Raw genomic sequence first — 14930 nt, forward strand, 5'->3', positions numbered from 1 at the left:
CCGGTGTCTTCATAATCCCTGTGTGTCATCCTCACCCCGAAATTGCACTGAATAAAAAAAGCCCCGGGTTTTCCACCCGGGGCTTTTCTTTCATTAACCTTTTTTCCGACCGTCAGTTCAGCGTGGAGCGGAAGGACAGGCCGATAATGCGCGGCTCGTTGACGAAGCCGGTATTGTTGTTGAAGTCGATCCCGCCGACGAGGTTTTCCTCATCCGTGATATTGCGCACGAACAGGGCCGCCTCGTAATCGCGACCGGCCTCGCTGGTGCCCGCATAGCCCAGACGCAGACCGCCTTCGAAATTGCCGTCGGAATAGAATTCCTCGGACTCATAGAGGAAGAGGTTGGTGTGGCCCTGGTAGAACCAGTCGGTATAGGCGAACCATTCGCCATTTTCTCCGGCCGGGATGGAATAGCGGGCGGTGAAGGACAGGATCATGTCCGGTGCCTGCGGGAAGGGATTGCCGTCGACTTCGTGGAAGCCGTCATTGTCCGCATCCGGGTCCAACACGGTGCACTGGGCGCAGACACCGACTTCGAGCAGGTTGTCCTGGAGTTCGGTCTCGTTCCAGGAGAAGCCGGCTGTCACGAAGAGATTGTCGGTGACGACGAATTCACTGTCGATCTCGATACCATAGCCGACACCGCGATCCGCATTGACCAGCTGGACCAGATTTCCGCCGCCGCCGACGGCGGACAGCTGCAGATCGTCGACCTGGTAGTAGAAGGCAGTCGCGTTGAAACGGGCCCGGCCATCGAAGGGCTCAGACTTGTAGCCGATCTCGTAGGAGATCGAGGTTTCGCTGTCGGCCACGGACGGCGGATTGAAGAAGGCCACGTCACGCGCCTGGATCGACGGGCCGCGGAAACCGCGGGCAATCCGGGCGAAGACGGCCTGGCGGTCATCCAGATCGTAATAGGCCGAGAGGTCCCAGCTGACCTGCTCGTCTTCCACCGACACCGGCTGGACCGGGAAGTTGGTGACGATGCCCGTCATGAACTTCTCGTCATTGGTGAAGCGGACGCCGCCGGACACTTCCAGGCGGTCGGTCAGCTGGTGGCTGGCCTGGGCGAAGACGGACCAGAGCTGGTTCTTGTGACGCACCGTGGTGGACGGCGGAAAGCCGCCATTCGGGCCGACCGTGGTGATGTTGAACTGGCTGTCGAAATAATAGGCCCCGACCTGCCAGGTCGTCGGCTGGTCGTCCGCCGAAGCGAGGCGGATTTCCTGCGTGAACTGGTCCAGCTCATCGATCCCGTCCTGGGTTTCCGACGGGAAGGGGATGAAGCCGGGACCGGTGACCAGATTGCCGCCATCGATATCGCCCAGGGAGTAGCCCTCGGCGGTTTCCACGGCAGTGATCGAGGTCAGGGTCAGACCATCCATGTAGTAATTGACCGTCGCGCTCGAACCCCAGCTGTCATAGGCCTGCGGGTTGTTGAAGGCGCTGTCGAACCAGACCGTGTCGCGGTCGAAATTGCCGTTCAGATCATTATTGCCCGGGCCGACGATATTGGCGCGGAAGACGGCGGACGTGCCGCGCAGCGAACGGCCGTGAATGTTGAACAAGGCGTCCAGGTTTTCGGTCGGCGTGAACAGGAGCTGGGCGCGGGTCGCCCATTCGCGGTGGCTGCCCATGACATTGTCTTCACCTGTGAAGCCATTGTCGATCCAGTCTTCCCGGTTCTGCGTCATCAGGGAGAGACGGCCGGACAGCACGTCGTCCAGGATGGCACCGCCGAAGGCGGCCTCGGCATTGATCGTGCCCAGCGTGCCGACGGCGATCTGGGCGTAGCCGTCCAGCTCTTCGGTCGGGCGGTTGGACGTGAAGGAGATCGTGCCGGCGGTCGTGTTGCGGCCGAACAGCGTGCCTTGCGGGCCGCGAGCGACTTCAGCCTGGGCGATGTCGAACAACGGGAAGGATTTCAGGATGACGTTTTCCATCACCACACCATCCATGATCACCGAGACCGGCTGCGAGGCGGCCAGGTCGAAATCGGTATTGCCCAGACCCCGGATGTAAAAGCGCGGCGCGACGCGGCCATTGGAGCTTTCCGCGTAGAGGCTCGGCACGCGGGCGGCCAGGGAGAGGATGTCCGCACCACCTTCGGTGAAGGGGGCGAGCTCGGCGCCAGAAGACGCGGTCACGGAATTGGCAATGTCCTGGATGTTTTCTTCACGGCGGGTCGTCGTGACGATGATGGTTTCGACCGTCGAAGGCGCGGTTTCATCCTGGGCGAGAGCCACGGGCGTCGCAGCAAGCGACAGGGCCAGGGCGCTGACGCCGGAGCGGATCAGGGCCGTGCGGGAGAGGGGGGAGCGGGTCATGGAGGTCCCTTTCGGGGATCAGTCAAAGGTGCGCCGTTTCAGTTCGGGAAGAGCTGGATCGCGGCGACACGGTGAGAGATTTTGCTCCGTTACCGGATATTGCCGTTTCATGACAGCACGAGAATGGGCACCGGGTGCGAAATCGGTCGCAGTGTTGCAGCGCAGCAACCGCACGCTATCAGGTCTGAACGGGGGGATCCTGCCACAGGGCCTGCTTTTTCATGATCGTGCGGAAACGGTCCGAGCCGAGATGGTCGTCGAGCCAGGCCTGCAAGGCCGGCAGGGGCAGGGCGTCGAAGCGCGACCGGTCCGCATTGGCAAACTGCCGGATGAAAGGGAAGAGGGCGATGTCGGGCAGGCGGGGCGCCGGACCGGTCAGTTGCGCATGCCGCTCCAGACGGGCCTCCAACTCGCCCAGAAGGGCCACAGCCGCACTGAAGTGATGCTCCGGATCGGCATCCTCATAGCGGGTCGAATACTTGTATCGGTCCAGATGATGCTTGAACGGTCCATCACACAGGTGGAGCAGAGCGTTGGCCTCTTCCGGATCCCCATCCAGCCAGTGCTCCGGATCATGCTCGCCGAGCGCCCAGTGCATGATATCCAGGCTCTCCTCCAGCACGCTTCCATCCGTGCGGATCAGGACCGGCACGGTCCCTTTCGGCGAGGCGGCGAGCATGGAGGCCGGCTTGTCGCGCAGCAGGATGTCCCGATGCTCGAAATCCAACCCGCTGGCATGCAGGGCCAGCCGGGCCCGCATGGCGTAGGGGCAGCGGCGGAAGGAATAGAGAATGGGCCGGTCCGGCCTCATTCCGGCGTGACCTTTCGGCCGACATGGCGTTCACCGCGGGATCGCGCCAGGGTCTCCTGGCGGTGCCGTTCTGCATAGCCCTGTCGTTGCGCGGCGTCGCGATCGTCATGGCAATAGGGGCAGGTTTCGCCCTCGACATAAAGCGGTGAGGCCCGGTCCTGAACGCTCAGCGGTTCGCGGCAGGCATGGCAGAGCGTGTGATCGCCCTCCACCAGGCCATGGCCGACCGAAACGCGGCGGTCGAAGACAAAACACTCGCCTTCCCACAGACTGTCCTCGGCGGGCACGGTTTCCAGATATTTCAGAATGCCGCCCTTGAGGTGGAAGACATCCTCGATGCCTTCTTCCTTCACGAAGGCGGTCGCCTTCTCGCAACGGATGCCGCCGGTGCAATACATGGCGATCCGGGCATTGGGACGGGTTTCGCGAAAACGGCGGAACCAGTCGGGGAATTCGCGGAAGGTGGTGGTCTGGGGGTCTACAGCGCCGGCGAACTGTCCGATCCGCACTTCATAATCATTGCGCGTGTCGATCGTGACGACGTCGGGCGCCGAGATCAGGTCATTCCAGTCTTCCGGTTCCACATAGGTACCGACCGTCTGATTGGGATCGATACCGGGCACGCCCATGGTGACGATCTCGCGCTTCAGCCGCACTTTCAGGCGCAGGAAGGGCTGATCCGTCGCGCGGCTTTCCTTGTGTTCCAGATCCGCGCACCCCGGCAGGGTTCGCAGGAAGGCCAGGACCGCGCGCAGTCCGGCTTCAGGGCCGGCGATCGTGCCATTGATGCCTTCCGGGGCCAGAAGGAGCGTGCCCGCGACATCATGAGACGCGCAGACCTCGTGGATGCGCGCCTGCAAGCCGGCATCGGCGGTCAGGGGCGTGAACTTGTAGAGGGCGGCAATGAGATAGTCGGACATGTCAGGTACCCGTTTCGGAGCGCCTGTATAACGATCCCGAAGCGGCCCGTCATCGCTGTGTCTGTTCAACGATCGTTGGAGGCTCGGCGTTGCGGCTGTTCCAGCGTGTCCGCAGGCGGTTCAGGGATGAAAAGATAGAAGCGGCTGCCCTGACCCGGTTCCGACTCGAGCCATATCCGGCCCTGATGAAGGTCCGCGACGCGGCGGCACAGGGCCAGCCCGATACCAGACCCTTCAATCTCGGCCTGGCCATGCAGGCGTTCGAAGACTTCAAAAATGCGGGTGAAATGGGTGGGGTCGATCCCGATGCCATTGTCTTCCACACAGAGGGTCGAGCCGCGCGCAGAGCGGTTGGCCGTGATGCGGACCAGAGGGGGCGCCTCACTGCGGTATTTCAGCCCATTGGACACGAGATTCTGCAGGGCGCGGGTGAGCAGGAACCGGTCTGCGATCACAGGCGCGTCGAAATCCCAGACCAATTGGCCGCCGCTCTCCTGTAACGGGGCTTCGAGCAATTCCTCGATCTCGAGCGCCAACTCTTCGGCGGTGACGGGTTCCGGATTGATTTGCGCGGTGTCGGCCTGGGTATAGGTCAATAGGTCCTGCACCAAGCGTTGGGCGCGCTCGGCCCCGCGATTGATCCGGTTGAGCATGTCCTGGCTGTGATCGTCCATCTCGGCATGCCGGTTCATCAGGATGGAAGACATGCCCTGCATGGTCCGCAAGGGGGCTTGCAGGTCATGGGAGGCGTGGGCCGCGAAGCGGGCCAGGTCGAGATTCTTCGCTTCGATAATCGCCTTGCTGCGTTCGAGTTCGACCGTCTTGCGCCTGACCTCCATGCGGATGTCGACCGCACGGCGCGCATCTTTCAGGGAAAGCGCACCCAGTGTCATGGTGGCGAACAGGGAAAAGGCCAGGACCAGCCAGGGAAGGGGGCCGACGCGGAGGAGGAAGGACCGGCGCGGCACCAGGATCAGTTCCAGCCCCTCGAAGGCCCCCGGCGCGGACCATTGCAGGCGGAAGGGCGAGGCGTTGAGCAGGCTTGAAATGTCTGGCAGCTCACGCGCCTCCTCGCCCGCTGGACGGGTCAGGGCGATCGCGGGCTCATGACCCGGAATCGAGGCAATCACCCACAGGATCGGCGAATTGACCCGATCGGGCGGAAGCAGGCTTTCCACATGCGCGGCGATGAACACGCGTGCAGGCGTTGACGGCGAGCGATCGCGGACCAGCGCAAACCGAAGGCCGGACTGAGTGTCATCCGGGAGCGCGACAAGCCGGTTGTCGGTGTTGAGCCGGTCACCGGTCATGCTCGAATAGAGCGCCTGGGCTACGTCATCGGCCACATGATCGGGGTTGGTGGAATCGAGAACGGCGGACGGGATGTCGTAGGCGACATATCCGGGTTGCGGTCTGGTCTGCAGACCCGGACCCGCAAATACCGATTCGACATCGGGAAGGCTCAGGCCGGCGTCGAGGGCGCGCGTATACTCATCCAGTTGCACCGCCATGCGTTCCAGAGCCCCCGCGAATTCACGGCTCACCACATTCGCGGCTCTTCGAAACTCGCGTTCCTGCGCCCGGCTTTGATTGACCAGTGTGGCAAAGAACAGCGACAGGGACACGATCAGGCCAAACAGGATGATGGTCACCGGGGTCCGGTAAGCGTCCAGAAGTCCTGTGAGCGTTTCATATCGCTCGTCGGGCGTTAGCTTGGCGGTATCAGTGCGCGGACCGGTCATGGCGGGATCAGTCCGGCTCGGGCTCGATACGGGTGAACCGATCAATCAGGACCGGCAGGAGGGGCAGCATCAGGACGGCTGTTGCAACCGAGGCCGCGGCGGTCATGAGTTTCAGGATGCCTTCCAGGTAATAGATAGGCACCCAGAGCACCACGATGCTCATGATGTGATTGATGCCGCAGAACAGGATGAAAATCCCGAACATGATGAAGGCCCAGCGGAAGGGGATCGGTCGGTCCAGCCGTCGCAGGAAGACAATAATGGTGATGGGAATGGAGAAGTAGGCCAGCGCGATCGCCAGGTCGGCGATGACATGCATGCCGACGAGCTCCGGACGCCAGAGGTAACACATGCCATGTGGCATGAAGTTATTGATGTTGAAATAGTCCATTCCGTCCCAACCCTTCCCCAGCACCGGGTCGAGCCCGGAACAGGCATCTTGATCGGGGAGACTAGGACATTTCCTGATCAGGGCATTGCGCATTCATATTATATGAATCAGGCCTGCCCGGACTTGCCCACCCCCAGCTTTGACACCGGGGGCAGGCTAGTCCGTGTGCTCGGGGCTCGGGTGTGAGCCTCGTCACACCCACCCCGGGATCAGTCGAGGGCGTTGGCGCCGGTCTTGACCGTATCGGACGCGGCCAGGATAGCGTCAGCATCTGCCGTCAGCGTGTCGGGACGCAGCGCCGTGGGGAAAGCCGCCAGCAGGTCGGCAATCACGGCGATGAAGTCGGCGGCCAGATCCGTATCGGCCGCCGTGATGTCCGCCATGTGACGTCCGGCATAGCGTTCCGCCGCCTTGGCAAACCCATAACCATCCAGATAGGCCTCACCGGCATGGGGATTGGTGGCGGCCACGCGGTATTGCAAGGCACCGCGTTCCACGAGGTCCGACAGAATTCGGGCATGCACGGCGCCGGCACTGGCCTCACTGTCCGGCGCGTAAGACTCCGCTTCGTCCAGAGCGTCGATCACCGTTTCGACCTTGACCCTGATTTCGGCATCGGTTTCGCCGGAATAGGGCGCGACGGCGGCCGCATTCATGGTCTCGCCGAAGAGGGGGGCGCCGAGATGTTCGAGCACCGGTTCGAAATCGATGTAGATCTCGGAAATCGGGTGGGCGAACATTTCTGCGCCGGCGGTCCGGTCTCCGGCCTCGAAGGCATCGATCCCGGCCAGATAATGGGCGCGCATCACTTCGACCGCGATGCCGTACACGACCGGGTCGGTTTCTGCGGCGACCGGGTCGATCCCGAATTCACCGCCGCCACCACCGCCTTCGCCTTCACCCTCGCCTTCAGAGAAGGCGGGTGTGGAGGGGGCCTGATGGCCGGTATCGGAGGCGTGTTCGGACGTCGCCGTGCTGCCCCCGCCGGACTCGCCGGCTTCACCGGCCGGTTCACTACAGGCTGCCAGACCGCCGATCAGCGCGGCCGTTCCGACTGTGGTCCAGATACGGGTGCGACGTTTGATGCCCATGAAACTTCCCCTTGCCGATGGCATGACTTGTGTTGGACGTAGGAAACCGCCTAAACCCATTTTCGGTAAATGACAATTAGTCGCAGGTGAATTCATGCTGTTGTGTCTGCAAAATCTTTGTTCGCCGGAAGAGGTCACCCAGCTCCGGCAGCTGGCGGCGGAAAGCGAGTATGCAGATGGCCGCAAGACGGCGGGCTGGGCAGCCCGCGAAGTGAAGCGCAATGAACAGGTCGAGGCCGGCCCCCGCATCGACACAATCCGGAGCCTGGTTCGCAAGGCGCTGGAGCGGAATGCACTTTTCAACAGTTTTGCCCAGCCCAAATCTGTCACCCGCATGCTGGTCTCGCGTTACACGACGGGCATGGAGTATGGCCGGCATGTCGATGATGCCTTGATGGGCGGACGCCGGGCGGATCTCTCCTTCACGCTCTTCCTGTCGGATCCCGACACCTATCAAGGTGGCGAATTGGTCATGGAAGGGGTTGAGGGCGAAACCGAGATCAAGCTCGCGCCCGGTGAAGCCGTGATCTACCCAACAGCCTCCCTGCATCGGGTCTCAGAGGTGACGTCCGGAGAGCGTCTGGCCGTGGTGGGGTGGGTGCGCAGCCTGGTCCGGCGTCCGGACCAGCGGGAGGTCCTGTTCGACCTGGACCGGGTTTGTCGCAGCTTGTTCGAGAAATCCGGGAAAACCGAGGAATTGGACGTCCTGCTGAAGACCAAGTCGAACCTGCTCCGCCAGTGGGCGGAAGACTAGGCTTTCGCCCCCTCGATGACATCGGACCAGTCGGGATTCTTGTCGGCTTGTGCCTTCAGGAAGGGGCAGAGTGGCACGATGGTGAACCCTTTGGTGCGGGCCTCGGCGACGACGTGAAGGGCGAGAGCCTGGGCAATGCCTTTGCCGCGCAGGGCGTCGGGCACGCCGGTATGGTCCACGATGATCCGGGTCGGACTGATCCGGCTGAAGGTCATCTCGCCCTCGGCCTCAATGCCGGCAATGCGCGCGACATAGCGGCCCTTATTGTCTGTCTCTTCGAGCGAAATCTGGATATCCATGACCCGTCCGGCCTGCCGTTCCGGCTAGACCGCCTCCCAATACTCCAGGCCGGTTTCGGCACTGCGAATGGTCAAAGAATGCCCGTTATCCGGGGCGAAGGATACAAAAAGGGCGGTCGTGATCCCCAGAATGGCGACCGATAAAAGCAATCCGGTCCAGCGCATGGTGTTTCTCCTGTTCGGAAACACCAGATCGGAACTCGACCGGCCGGGCGGTAGGGCGAAACCCAAGACCCGGCCTTGCAGGAATGCATGGCTCGACCTCTTGTTCCGGTCAGATCAGGCCCTAAGGGCAAGTTCATGGATGGCGCCATCCTGAAAGCCTGTGGCTATGGACCGGGCTTCAAAGACGGTCATCCGGATGCGGTCGCCGTCGAAGTCCAGGCAGTTGAAAGCGGCCGGCTCGCCGCGCGTGCGCAAGGAAAAAGTCGTCCCAGCCCCGACAAACCAGCAGGTCCGGTCATCGTGTGTCACGGATTCGGCAAAGGTTTCGTGCAAATGCCCGGTCAGGACCAGGTCGCAGGCCCGGGCTGTCCGTTCGACGGCTTCCTCGGCCCGGGCTGTGCGGGCCCGTCCGCGCGCTCCACCCGGGGCCAGCAGCGGGTGGTGGCAGGCGAGAACGCGCAGTCCGCCTGTTTCCTCGGTGTCGTTGAGTTGGGCGAGGGCCTGGTCGAGGGCGGGCAGGGACACCCGGCCCAGTGACCAGTCAGGCCGCCATTGGGCCCGTCGGGCCGTCAGCAGGCATTCCACGCGCAGCCCGTCGGTCGAGAACCGGCTCTTGAGGTGGGGGCGCAGGCTGGACTCAAAACGGCGCCAGGGGCGGGTGAAGCGTTCATGCAGGGCGCGGACGGGCGTGTCGTGATTGCCGGGCATGCCGACGACCGGTGTCTCGAGCTGCGCAAAGAAGCGGGACGCCGCGTCGAACTCCCGCTTGCGGCCTGCTTGCGTGAAATCGCCAGCCGCGACCACCAGGTCGGGCGAGAGGTCCCGGGCGGTCTGTACGAAGGCGTCGACCAGGCCGGGGTGTTCGGTGCCGAAATGCAGATCGGCAATGTGAAGGATACGGGTCATGAGTCGGGCGACAGGAATTGGAGTGAATGATCAGCGCGCCGGATGTCGACCTTGGCGTCCGTGTAAATGGGTTCACCGTCGAGCATGGCGGCCATGGGCTTGCGGGCGGAGGCCCGGATATGCCGGATATTGCCAGTCGGCAGACGATCGGGATTGGACAGGAAGGCCCACCCCATCCGGGCGACATCTCCCATTTCCCGCCATTTCACGGCGATGAAGCGCAGCGTCTCGGCATCCGGATCAGCCAGATCGAGATAGATGCCGCTGGCCCGTTTGCGGCCGCGACCGGATGTGTCGGTCTGATAATGGATGCTGGGTGAGAAGGCCTGTCGGGCAGAGGCGGCCAGGCGCTTGGAGAAGGACAGGAGCGGAGGCGCTCCGTCGAACTCCCGCAATCTTTCTCGTGCCCGGGCCATGGTCGACGGAAAGCCCAGGGCGGCCGCGACCAGAAAAACCGAGCCATTCATCAGGCCGGGCCGGAAAGGCTGGGGCCGGGCGGTTGCAGCCTGGTCCAGAAGGTCAACGGCGTCCCGGTTTCCATAGAGCCGTTTGACCAGGATATTCGCGGTCCCGAACGGCAGGGGAAGGAGCGGGCAGTCGGTCTTGGAGGACAGCACCATTTCGGCGACGGAGCGGATGGTGCCGTCCCCACCGGCAATGGCCAGGCCGTTGATCCCCTCGCCAAATGCCTCGGAAATTCGCTCCGGACGGGTCTCATCCAGCAGCCAGACGGTTTCGACCGTGTCATGGTTCTCGATCGAACGGATCAGGGCGGCCGAATCGCCACGCACGAAACGGCCGGAGGCCGTGTTTACGATGAGGGCGAGCCGCCTTGGGGATCCCGGTTCGGACATGGGGCCAAGTGACCATGTTTCGCCGCTCAGGCAAAGCGCCGGGTCGATATATTCCTAGTCCTGCCGGTCGCAGCCGTACTCGCCCTCGACATCGGACGTCCACCAGGCGCCGTTTTCCCCGCAGGGCGCATTCAGGATCATGTCCTTGCAGTCATTGGCATCGCTGTTCCAGTTGCACCAGCACGACGTCGCTTCGCCCGAACTGTCATGTTCACAGGAATAGCGGGGGCCTTGCGTGCCATTGGACATGTTGGTGGTCGGGGAGGCGTAGACACGCCGTTCAACTGGCGTGGCGCGGACATCGTCGCGGGCCTCGATCTGCCGCAGGATTTCCGCGGCGGTACGCGGTTCTGCCGCATCGGCTTCGGCCTCTTCACGTGGCTGGGCCATCAGGTCGATTTGCGCGGCCGCAGGGGCGGTCAGCAGGACCAATCCGGTCAGCGCGAGCCCCAGATCTTGTGTGAATTTGATGAGCATGGAAAGCCTCCCATCTGGCGCGTATCATCCTGTGACAACGCGTCAGATGGGAGGGCGTTCCGGGCTATTCCGCCGGGACAGCGATGGCCGGCATGTCCGTGAAGGGCTGGATGCCGAATTCCGGATAGACTTCCGTCGGGTAGTAGAAAGTGCCGTTGGAGGCCACCAACGAGATCGTTTTCACTTCGCGGAAATCGGCCGTCGGATCGCCGGGGACTAGGAAGAAGTCGGCCAGTTTGCCCGGCTCGATCGACCCCAGCTCATCGCCGACGCCCAGATAGTCCGCCATGTCCTGGGAGGCCCAGGCGAGGATTTCCGGCGCGGTCATGCCGATGGACTGGTAGAGTTCCAGTTCACGGTGATAGCTGAAGGAACCGCCCAGGTCCGTGCCCGGCACGATGAAGATGCCGGCCTCGCGCATCATGCGCAGGGTTTCGGTGATCTGGTCGAAGGCCCCGCGATAATTCGCGTCGTCTTCCGGCGTTGCGATGTCCGCCCAGGCCGACCGGGCCTGGCGCTGGAAGTCGACCGGCATGTGATCGATATAGTCGGTCACGCCGGGCGAAACAGTGCCATTGCGCGAGAGCAGCAGGGCTTCGTGGATGGCAAAGGTGGGATCGATGGCAATGCCACGGTCCGCCATTTCCTGGATGGTGGACTGGACCGGTTCCGACTGCAGGTCCAGCGCCGGCAGGCGGCGCAAGGCGGTCAGGCGCAGCAGGGTCCGCGTGTCCTCGCCCTCTTCGAGGACCCAGCCCAGCATGACCTGGTTGATATGAGTCATCTCGTCATAGCCGGCCATGATCATGCTGTCGGCATTGGAGAAGGCGGGAACGTGACCGGAAACGCGCAGGCCGCGCTCATGGGCCCGTTCGATCATGGCGGGCACCCAGTCCGGGTTCATCGAGTTGTAGATCTTGATCTGCCAGAAATCGCCCATGTCGGCATAGGTGTCGACGGCGGCGACGGCTTCTTCCTGGCTGGAAACGAGGATGCCATTGTTCGAGTTGAACTCGGACCGGCCTTCGATGAAGCCCGACCGGGTGATCCGCGGCCCGGCAATCTCGCCGGCATTGATCCGTTCGATCAGCGCTCCCAAGACGTCATTGTTATTGCCCATGTCGCGCACGGAGGTGACGCCGGCCAGCACGTTCAGCATGGCCGAGCCTTCGCCCATATGGCCGTGCATTTCGAACATGCCGGGCAGGAGAGAGCCACCGGCCCCGTCGATTTCGACTTCGCCCGCGGCAGTCGGCACGTCCAGCGGATCGATCGCGGTGATGCGTTCCCCGGTCACGACAACCGAAACCGGGTCGCCAAGGCTTTCGGTCTCCGGATCAAAGACCCGGACATTCCGGATACGCACCGGCGCGTCATAGTCATGGGCGAAGCGGGCCTGCATGTCGGCATAGCGCTGGGCGCCATAGCCGGCGGCGAGGCCACGCAGGCGCTCATCCTCGGCCTCGAACCCGTCTTCGAGCACGGCAAAGCCCGGCGTGATGAGGCCGAAAAAGGCCTCGCCCGACATCAGGAAATAGGTGGGGTTGGTGCTGGTGCCGGACAGGGCATAGACGGTCACGTCCCGTTCACCGTATTCACCGGTCACGGTCAGCTGGTCGATCTCGCTCATGCTCAGCGTGCCGCCGGGAAGGGCGGCCAGCGTCCCGTCTTCGGACTCCATCAGCGCACGGGCGGCAATGGCCAGCCAGTAGGGACTGGCATTGTTCGGTACATAGAAGGCCGGGCCGGCGGGCAGTGCCTGGTCAGAGCCGGTGGAGTCGGTCCAGCGCGCTTCGCTGTCGACCATGGCAAAGCTTTCATCGACCGGATTGCCGAAGGTTTCCGCCCCTTCCACCGTCCAGCTCGACGGCAGGCCGCTTTCGTCCAGCGTCACGGATTCGGCGAGCGTCGGACCACGACCATTATTGCGGTATTCGAAATCGACCGTGTAACCGTCCTCGCCCGGCGTAACGTCCATCGCGCCGATCGGCGTTCCGCCGACCAGGACGATGAAGTGCGTGGCTTCTTCAATGGCTGGCGCGGCCGCGGTTTCGGCGCCGTCCTGTGGCGCTGACGGTGCATTGCAGGCCGCAAGGCCGGCCAGGAAAACGGCCGCCAGGGCCGGACGAAGATATGAGCGCATTAGGCTTTCCCCCGAAAATCATCTTGATCAGGGGGTTAGCACTCTTCGCAAGGGGAGTCTCGTCAAAGCCGGACTGGACCTAGGGCTGGGCGCATTGCGACCATTGCATGGCGCAGGCCATGCCACACTGCATTTCCGCCGGATTGATGCGGCCGGAGCGGGCCCGCTCTTCCAGGCAAGTGAAGGCCGTGCAGGAACAGTCGCAGCTTCCGTCCGGGCGCAGCAGCGGATCATCGCACTGTTGATTGCCGGTATCCGCTCCGGTTGAGCCGTCCGGCGACGGGGGCGCTGGTTGAGGTGGCAGGCTGGGCGGTCCGCCTGGTCCTCCGGGGCCGCCTGGCCCCATCATGCCCGTGCGGCCGCGAATGCGGGATAGCCGGATCGCCTGATAGGCCTCCAGTTCCGGCGTGGGTTCCGGCGCGAAGGCAGTCCGGCCGGATATGACCCCCGGAAACCCGACGGCGCCGCGTACAGCGAAGCGCTCACGCCCGCCGTCCACACAGGGGTCGTAGTCCGAACGCGCCATGGCGAGCTGTTGCGGGTCGAGCAGGCAGACATTCACCGTGCCATGGAAGCGCAGTGTATGGGCCGAATGCTCGTCGATCACCAAATTGGAGGGACGGTCCGGATCCTGGATGCCGGTCATGCCATCGGGGCGTTCCAGCATGCCGGCGACGTTGACGGGGCCGGTCTGCCCTTCAGCCAGTGGAGTCTCCAGGAGAAAGCCGACACGGCGGCCGCGTCCGTCCGTCCGTTCATCCTCGATGGCGAGCATGTGTCCCCGGGCGGCCCGCATGGCATCACCCCGCGAGCCACGGTCCGTCATGCCGGGAATGCGGACGCCACCCGTGAAAATATCGCCGAAACCGGCTGACCCGGCCTCTGCTCCGCCACGATTGGGGCCGATCGGACCACGCCCCTGGCGAGAGCCATAGACCACAAAGGCGCTGTCGGTCTCGGCCTGACGGGCTGCCTGGCGCAGGCGCTTGGGGCCGTCGGATGCGGCTTGCTCGAGCTCGGCATAGTCCGCCGTCACAACCAGTTCGAGATCCCGCGCGCCCATATTGGTGCCCAGGTCGAGATTGCCGGAGGGGGCGTAGGTGACGATGATCCGGATGCGGATCGGGCCATCGCCCTGATTGCCGACTTGGGAAATATTGAAGGTTCGGGCCAGTTGTTCAACGTCATTGGCAAACCGCACGCGACCCTGCCGCGGGTCCATCAGGCAACCACCCGCCGGGATGTAGTCGCCCTCGACGAGTTCGTAACAGCCGACACTCTCGCCCAAGGTAGTTATCGGCGTGTTTTTCGTAGCGCGTTGCGATGGCCCGGAAGTGTTTGATCTTGCTGAAGAAGCGTTCGACGAGATTGCGGTAGCGATAGAGGAAGGGGCTGAAGCTGGGCGGGTTCTTGCGACGTGAGACCGGTTTGATGCAACCCCATGCACCACGCGATTTTAGGCTGTCGCGCAGGGCGTCGCTGTCATAGGCCCGGTCGGCCAGCAGGATCTGGCCTTCGCCGATCCCGCCGAGCATATCGGTGGCGCTGCGTCCGTCATGGGCCTGGCCGGGCGTGAGCTTGAGTGCGACGGGCAGGCCGTTGGCGTCCACGAGGGCATGGATTTTCGTCGTCAGCCCGCCCCGCGAGCGCCCCATGCATCGGGGGTCAGGAGTGTCTCCGGCGGCGGCGTCCGCGCCCCCTTTTTTGCGTTCGCCCCGTGCTGGTGAACGCGGATCGACGAGCTGTCGATCATCTGGATGTCGCCGTCGTAAGCCGCTGTGATCGCGTCGAATATCCGATCCCAGACGCCCAGCTTGCGCCACCGGACGAAGCGGTTGTAGCAGGTCGTCGCCGGACCGTAGCGCTCCGGGATTTCCGCCCAGGGCGACCCGGTGCGCAAGCGCCAGTAAATCCCGTTGAGCACCTTGCGATCGTCCACACGCGGCACACCGCGCGGCTTGTTCGGCAGCAAGGGTTCGATGATCCACCACTCGAAATCGGTCAACTCGTAGCGGCGACGGCCCATGATCCATATCCTCCTCGCGAAG

The 14930-nt window shown here is 63.5% G+C and carries 15 protein-coding genes; 1 reads left to right on the forward strand and 14 read right to left on the reverse strand.

All coding sequences use genetic code 11. The features are described from left to right. Positions 1–112 precede the first annotated feature (112 nt). The 6 genes from FCS99_RS00340 to FCS99_RS00365 all read right to left on the reverse strand — a co-directional run bounded on the left by FCS99_RS00340 (position 113) and on the right by FCS99_RS00365 (position 7284). Positions 113–2329 carry a TonB-dependent receptor gene (locus FCS99_RS00340; protein WP_138509397.1) on the reverse strand — a complete coding sequence of 739 codons (2217 nt, stop codon included), beginning with the start codon at positions 2327–2329 and terminating at the stop codon, positions 113–115. A gap of 178 nt (positions 2330–2507) precedes the next feature. Continuing rightward, on the reverse strand, positions 2508–3140 hold the full coding sequence (locus FCS99_RS00345; RefSeq protein ID WP_138509399.1) for a glutathione S-transferase: 633 nt from the start codon (positions 3138–3140) through the stop codon (positions 2508–2510). Beyond that, on the reverse strand, positions 3137–4060 hold the full coding sequence (gene trhO / locus FCS99_RS00350; RefSeq protein ID WP_138509401.1) for an oxygen-dependent tRNA uridine(34) hydroxylase TrhO: 924 nt from the start codon (positions 4058–4060) through the stop codon (positions 3137–3139). Before trhO ends, FCS99_RS00345 begins: the two co-directional genes overlap by 4 nt. A gap of 65 nt (positions 4061–4125) precedes the next feature. Beyond that, positions 4126–5802, reverse strand: coding sequence for a sensor histidine kinase (locus FCS99_RS00355; RefSeq protein ID WP_138509403.1), 1677 nt, complete (start codon positions 5800–5802; stop codon positions 4126–4128). Between the two features lie 7 nt (positions 5803–5809). Further along, on the reverse strand, positions 5810–6193 hold the full coding sequence (locus tag FCS99_RS00360) for a hypothetical protein (RefSeq protein ID WP_138509405.1): 384 nt from the start codon (positions 6191–6193) through the stop codon (positions 5810–5812). Between the two features lie 209 nt (positions 6194–6402). Then, positions 6403–7284: a hypothetical protein gene (locus FCS99_RS00365; protein WP_138509407.1), complete on the reverse strand. Its 882-nt coding sequence runs from the start codon at positions 7282–7284 to the stop codon at positions 6403–6405. 94 nt (positions 7285–7378) lie between these two features. Between FCS99_RS00365 and FCS99_RS00370 the strand changes: the two genes are divergently transcribed. Further along, on the forward strand, positions 7379–8038 hold the full coding sequence (locus FCS99_RS00370; RefSeq protein ID WP_138509409.1) for a Fe2+-dependent dioxygenase: 660 nt from the start codon (positions 7379–7381) through the stop codon (positions 8036–8038). On the opposite strand, the gene FCS99_RS00375 is transcribed toward FCS99_RS00370, so the two are convergent. From FCS99_RS00375 to FCS99_RS00405, 8 genes are all read right to left on the reverse strand, one after another. Continuing rightward, positions 8035–8331 (reverse strand): GNAT family N-acetyltransferase, encoded by a 297-nt coding sequence (locus FCS99_RS00375; RefSeq protein WP_138510520.1) that lies wholly within the window; start codon positions 8329–8331, stop codon positions 8035–8037. The genes FCS99_RS00370 and FCS99_RS00375 overlap by 4 nt on opposite strands. Positions 8332–8361: 30 nt before the next feature. Continuing rightward, positions 8362–8502, reverse strand: coding sequence for a hypothetical protein (locus tag FCS99_RS16065; protein ID WP_171036187.1), 141 nt, complete (start codon positions 8500–8502; stop codon positions 8362–8364). A gap of 114 nt (positions 8503–8616) precedes the next feature. Further along, on the reverse strand, positions 8617–9408 hold the full coding sequence (locus tag FCS99_RS00380; protein ID WP_138509411.1) for a metallophosphoesterase family protein: 792 nt from the start codon (positions 9406–9408) through the stop codon (positions 8617–8619). After that, the gene (locus tag FCS99_RS00385; protein ID WP_138509413.1) at positions 9405–10262 is read right to left on the reverse strand and encodes a diacylglycerol/lipid kinase family protein; all 858 of its coding nucleotides are present in this window, start codon (positions 10260–10262) and stop codon (positions 9405–9407) included. The genes FCS99_RS00380 and FCS99_RS00385 overlap by 4 nt, the downstream gene beginning before the upstream one ends. 54 nt (positions 10263–10316) lie before the next feature. Further along, positions 10317–10739 (reverse strand): hypothetical protein, encoded by a 423-nt coding sequence (locus FCS99_RS00390; protein WP_138509415.1) that lies wholly within the window; start codon positions 10737–10739, stop codon positions 10317–10319. A 64-nt stretch (positions 10740–10803) separates the two neighbouring features. After that, on the reverse strand, positions 10804–12882 hold the full coding sequence (locus FCS99_RS00395) for an amidohydrolase family protein (protein WP_138509417.1): 2079 nt from the start codon (positions 12880–12882) through the stop codon (positions 10804–10806). Between the two features lie 79 nt (positions 12883–12961). Next, complete coding sequence (locus FCS99_RS00400) at positions 12962–14104, reverse strand: hypothetical protein (RefSeq protein WP_138509419.1); 1143 nt, start codon at positions 14102–14104, stop codon at positions 12962–12964. Continuing rightward, positions 14067–14908 (reverse strand): IS5 family transposase gene (locus FCS99_RS00405; RefSeq protein WP_407658255.1). Its coding sequence is split into 2 segments (ribosomal slippage): positions 14067–14578 and positions 14578–14908, totalling 843 coding nucleotides; the frame shifts between segments, so codons are not numbered across the junction. Before FCS99_RS00405 ends, FCS99_RS00400 begins: the two co-directional genes overlap by 38 nt. Positions 14909–14930 lie beyond the last annotated feature (22 nt).

The sequence above is a fragment of the Maricaulis alexandrii genome (genome assembly GCF_005871165.1).
Classification (GTDB): Bacteria; Pseudomonadota; Alphaproteobacteria; order Caulobacterales; family Maricaulaceae; genus Maricaulis; species Maricaulis alexandrii.

Bases quoted from the DNA above. Each gene is read 5' to 3' on its own strand.
- FCS99_RS00340 (WP_138509397.1), bottom strand. From the start codon at position 2,329: ATGACCCGCTCCCCCCTCTCCCGCACGGCCCTGATCCGCTCCGGCGTC.
- FCS99_RS00345 (WP_138509399.1), bottom strand. From the start codon at position 3,140: ATGAGGCCGGACCGGCCCATTCTCTATTCCTTCCGCCGCTGCCCCTAC.
- trhO (WP_138509401.1), bottom strand. From the start codon at position 4,060: ATGTCCGACTATCTCATTGCCGCCCTCTACAAGTTCACGCCCCTGACC.
- FCS99_RS00355 (WP_138509403.1), bottom strand. From the start codon at position 5,802: ATGACCGGTCCGCGCACTGATACCGCCAAGCTAACGCCCGACGAGCGA.
- FCS99_RS00360 (WP_138509405.1), bottom strand. From the start codon at position 6,193: ATGGACTATTTCAACATCAATAACTTCATGCCACATGGCATGTGTTAC.
- FCS99_RS00365 (WP_138509407.1), bottom strand. From the start codon at position 7,284: ATGGGCATCAAACGTCGCACCCGTATCTGGACCACAGTCGGAACGGCC.
- FCS99_RS00370 (WP_138509409.1), top strand. From the start codon at position 7,379: ATGCTGTTGTGTCTGCAAAATCTTTGTTCGCCGGAAGAGGTCACCCAG.
- FCS99_RS16065 (WP_171036187.1), bottom strand. From the start codon at position 8,502: ATGCGCTGGACCGGATTGCTTTTATCGGTCGCCATTCTGGGGATCACG.
- FCS99_RS00380 (WP_138509411.1), bottom strand. From the start codon at position 9,408: ATGACCCGTATCCTTCACATTGCCGATCTGCATTTCGGCACCGAACAC.
- FCS99_RS00385 (WP_138509413.1), bottom strand. From the start codon at position 10,262: ATGTCCGAACCGGGATCCCCAAGGCGGCTCGCCCTCATCGTAAACACG.
- FCS99_RS00390 (WP_138509415.1), bottom strand. From the start codon at position 10,739: ATGCTCATCAAATTCACACAAGATCTGGGGCTCGCGCTGACCGGATTG.
- FCS99_RS00395 (WP_138509417.1), bottom strand. From the start codon at position 12,882: ATGCGCTCATATCTTCGTCCGGCCCTGGCGGCCGTTTTCCTGGCCGGC.
- FCS99_RS00400 (WP_138509419.1), bottom strand. From the start codon at position 14,104: ATGGACCCGCGGCAGGGTCGCGTGCGGTTTGCCAATGACGTTGAACAA.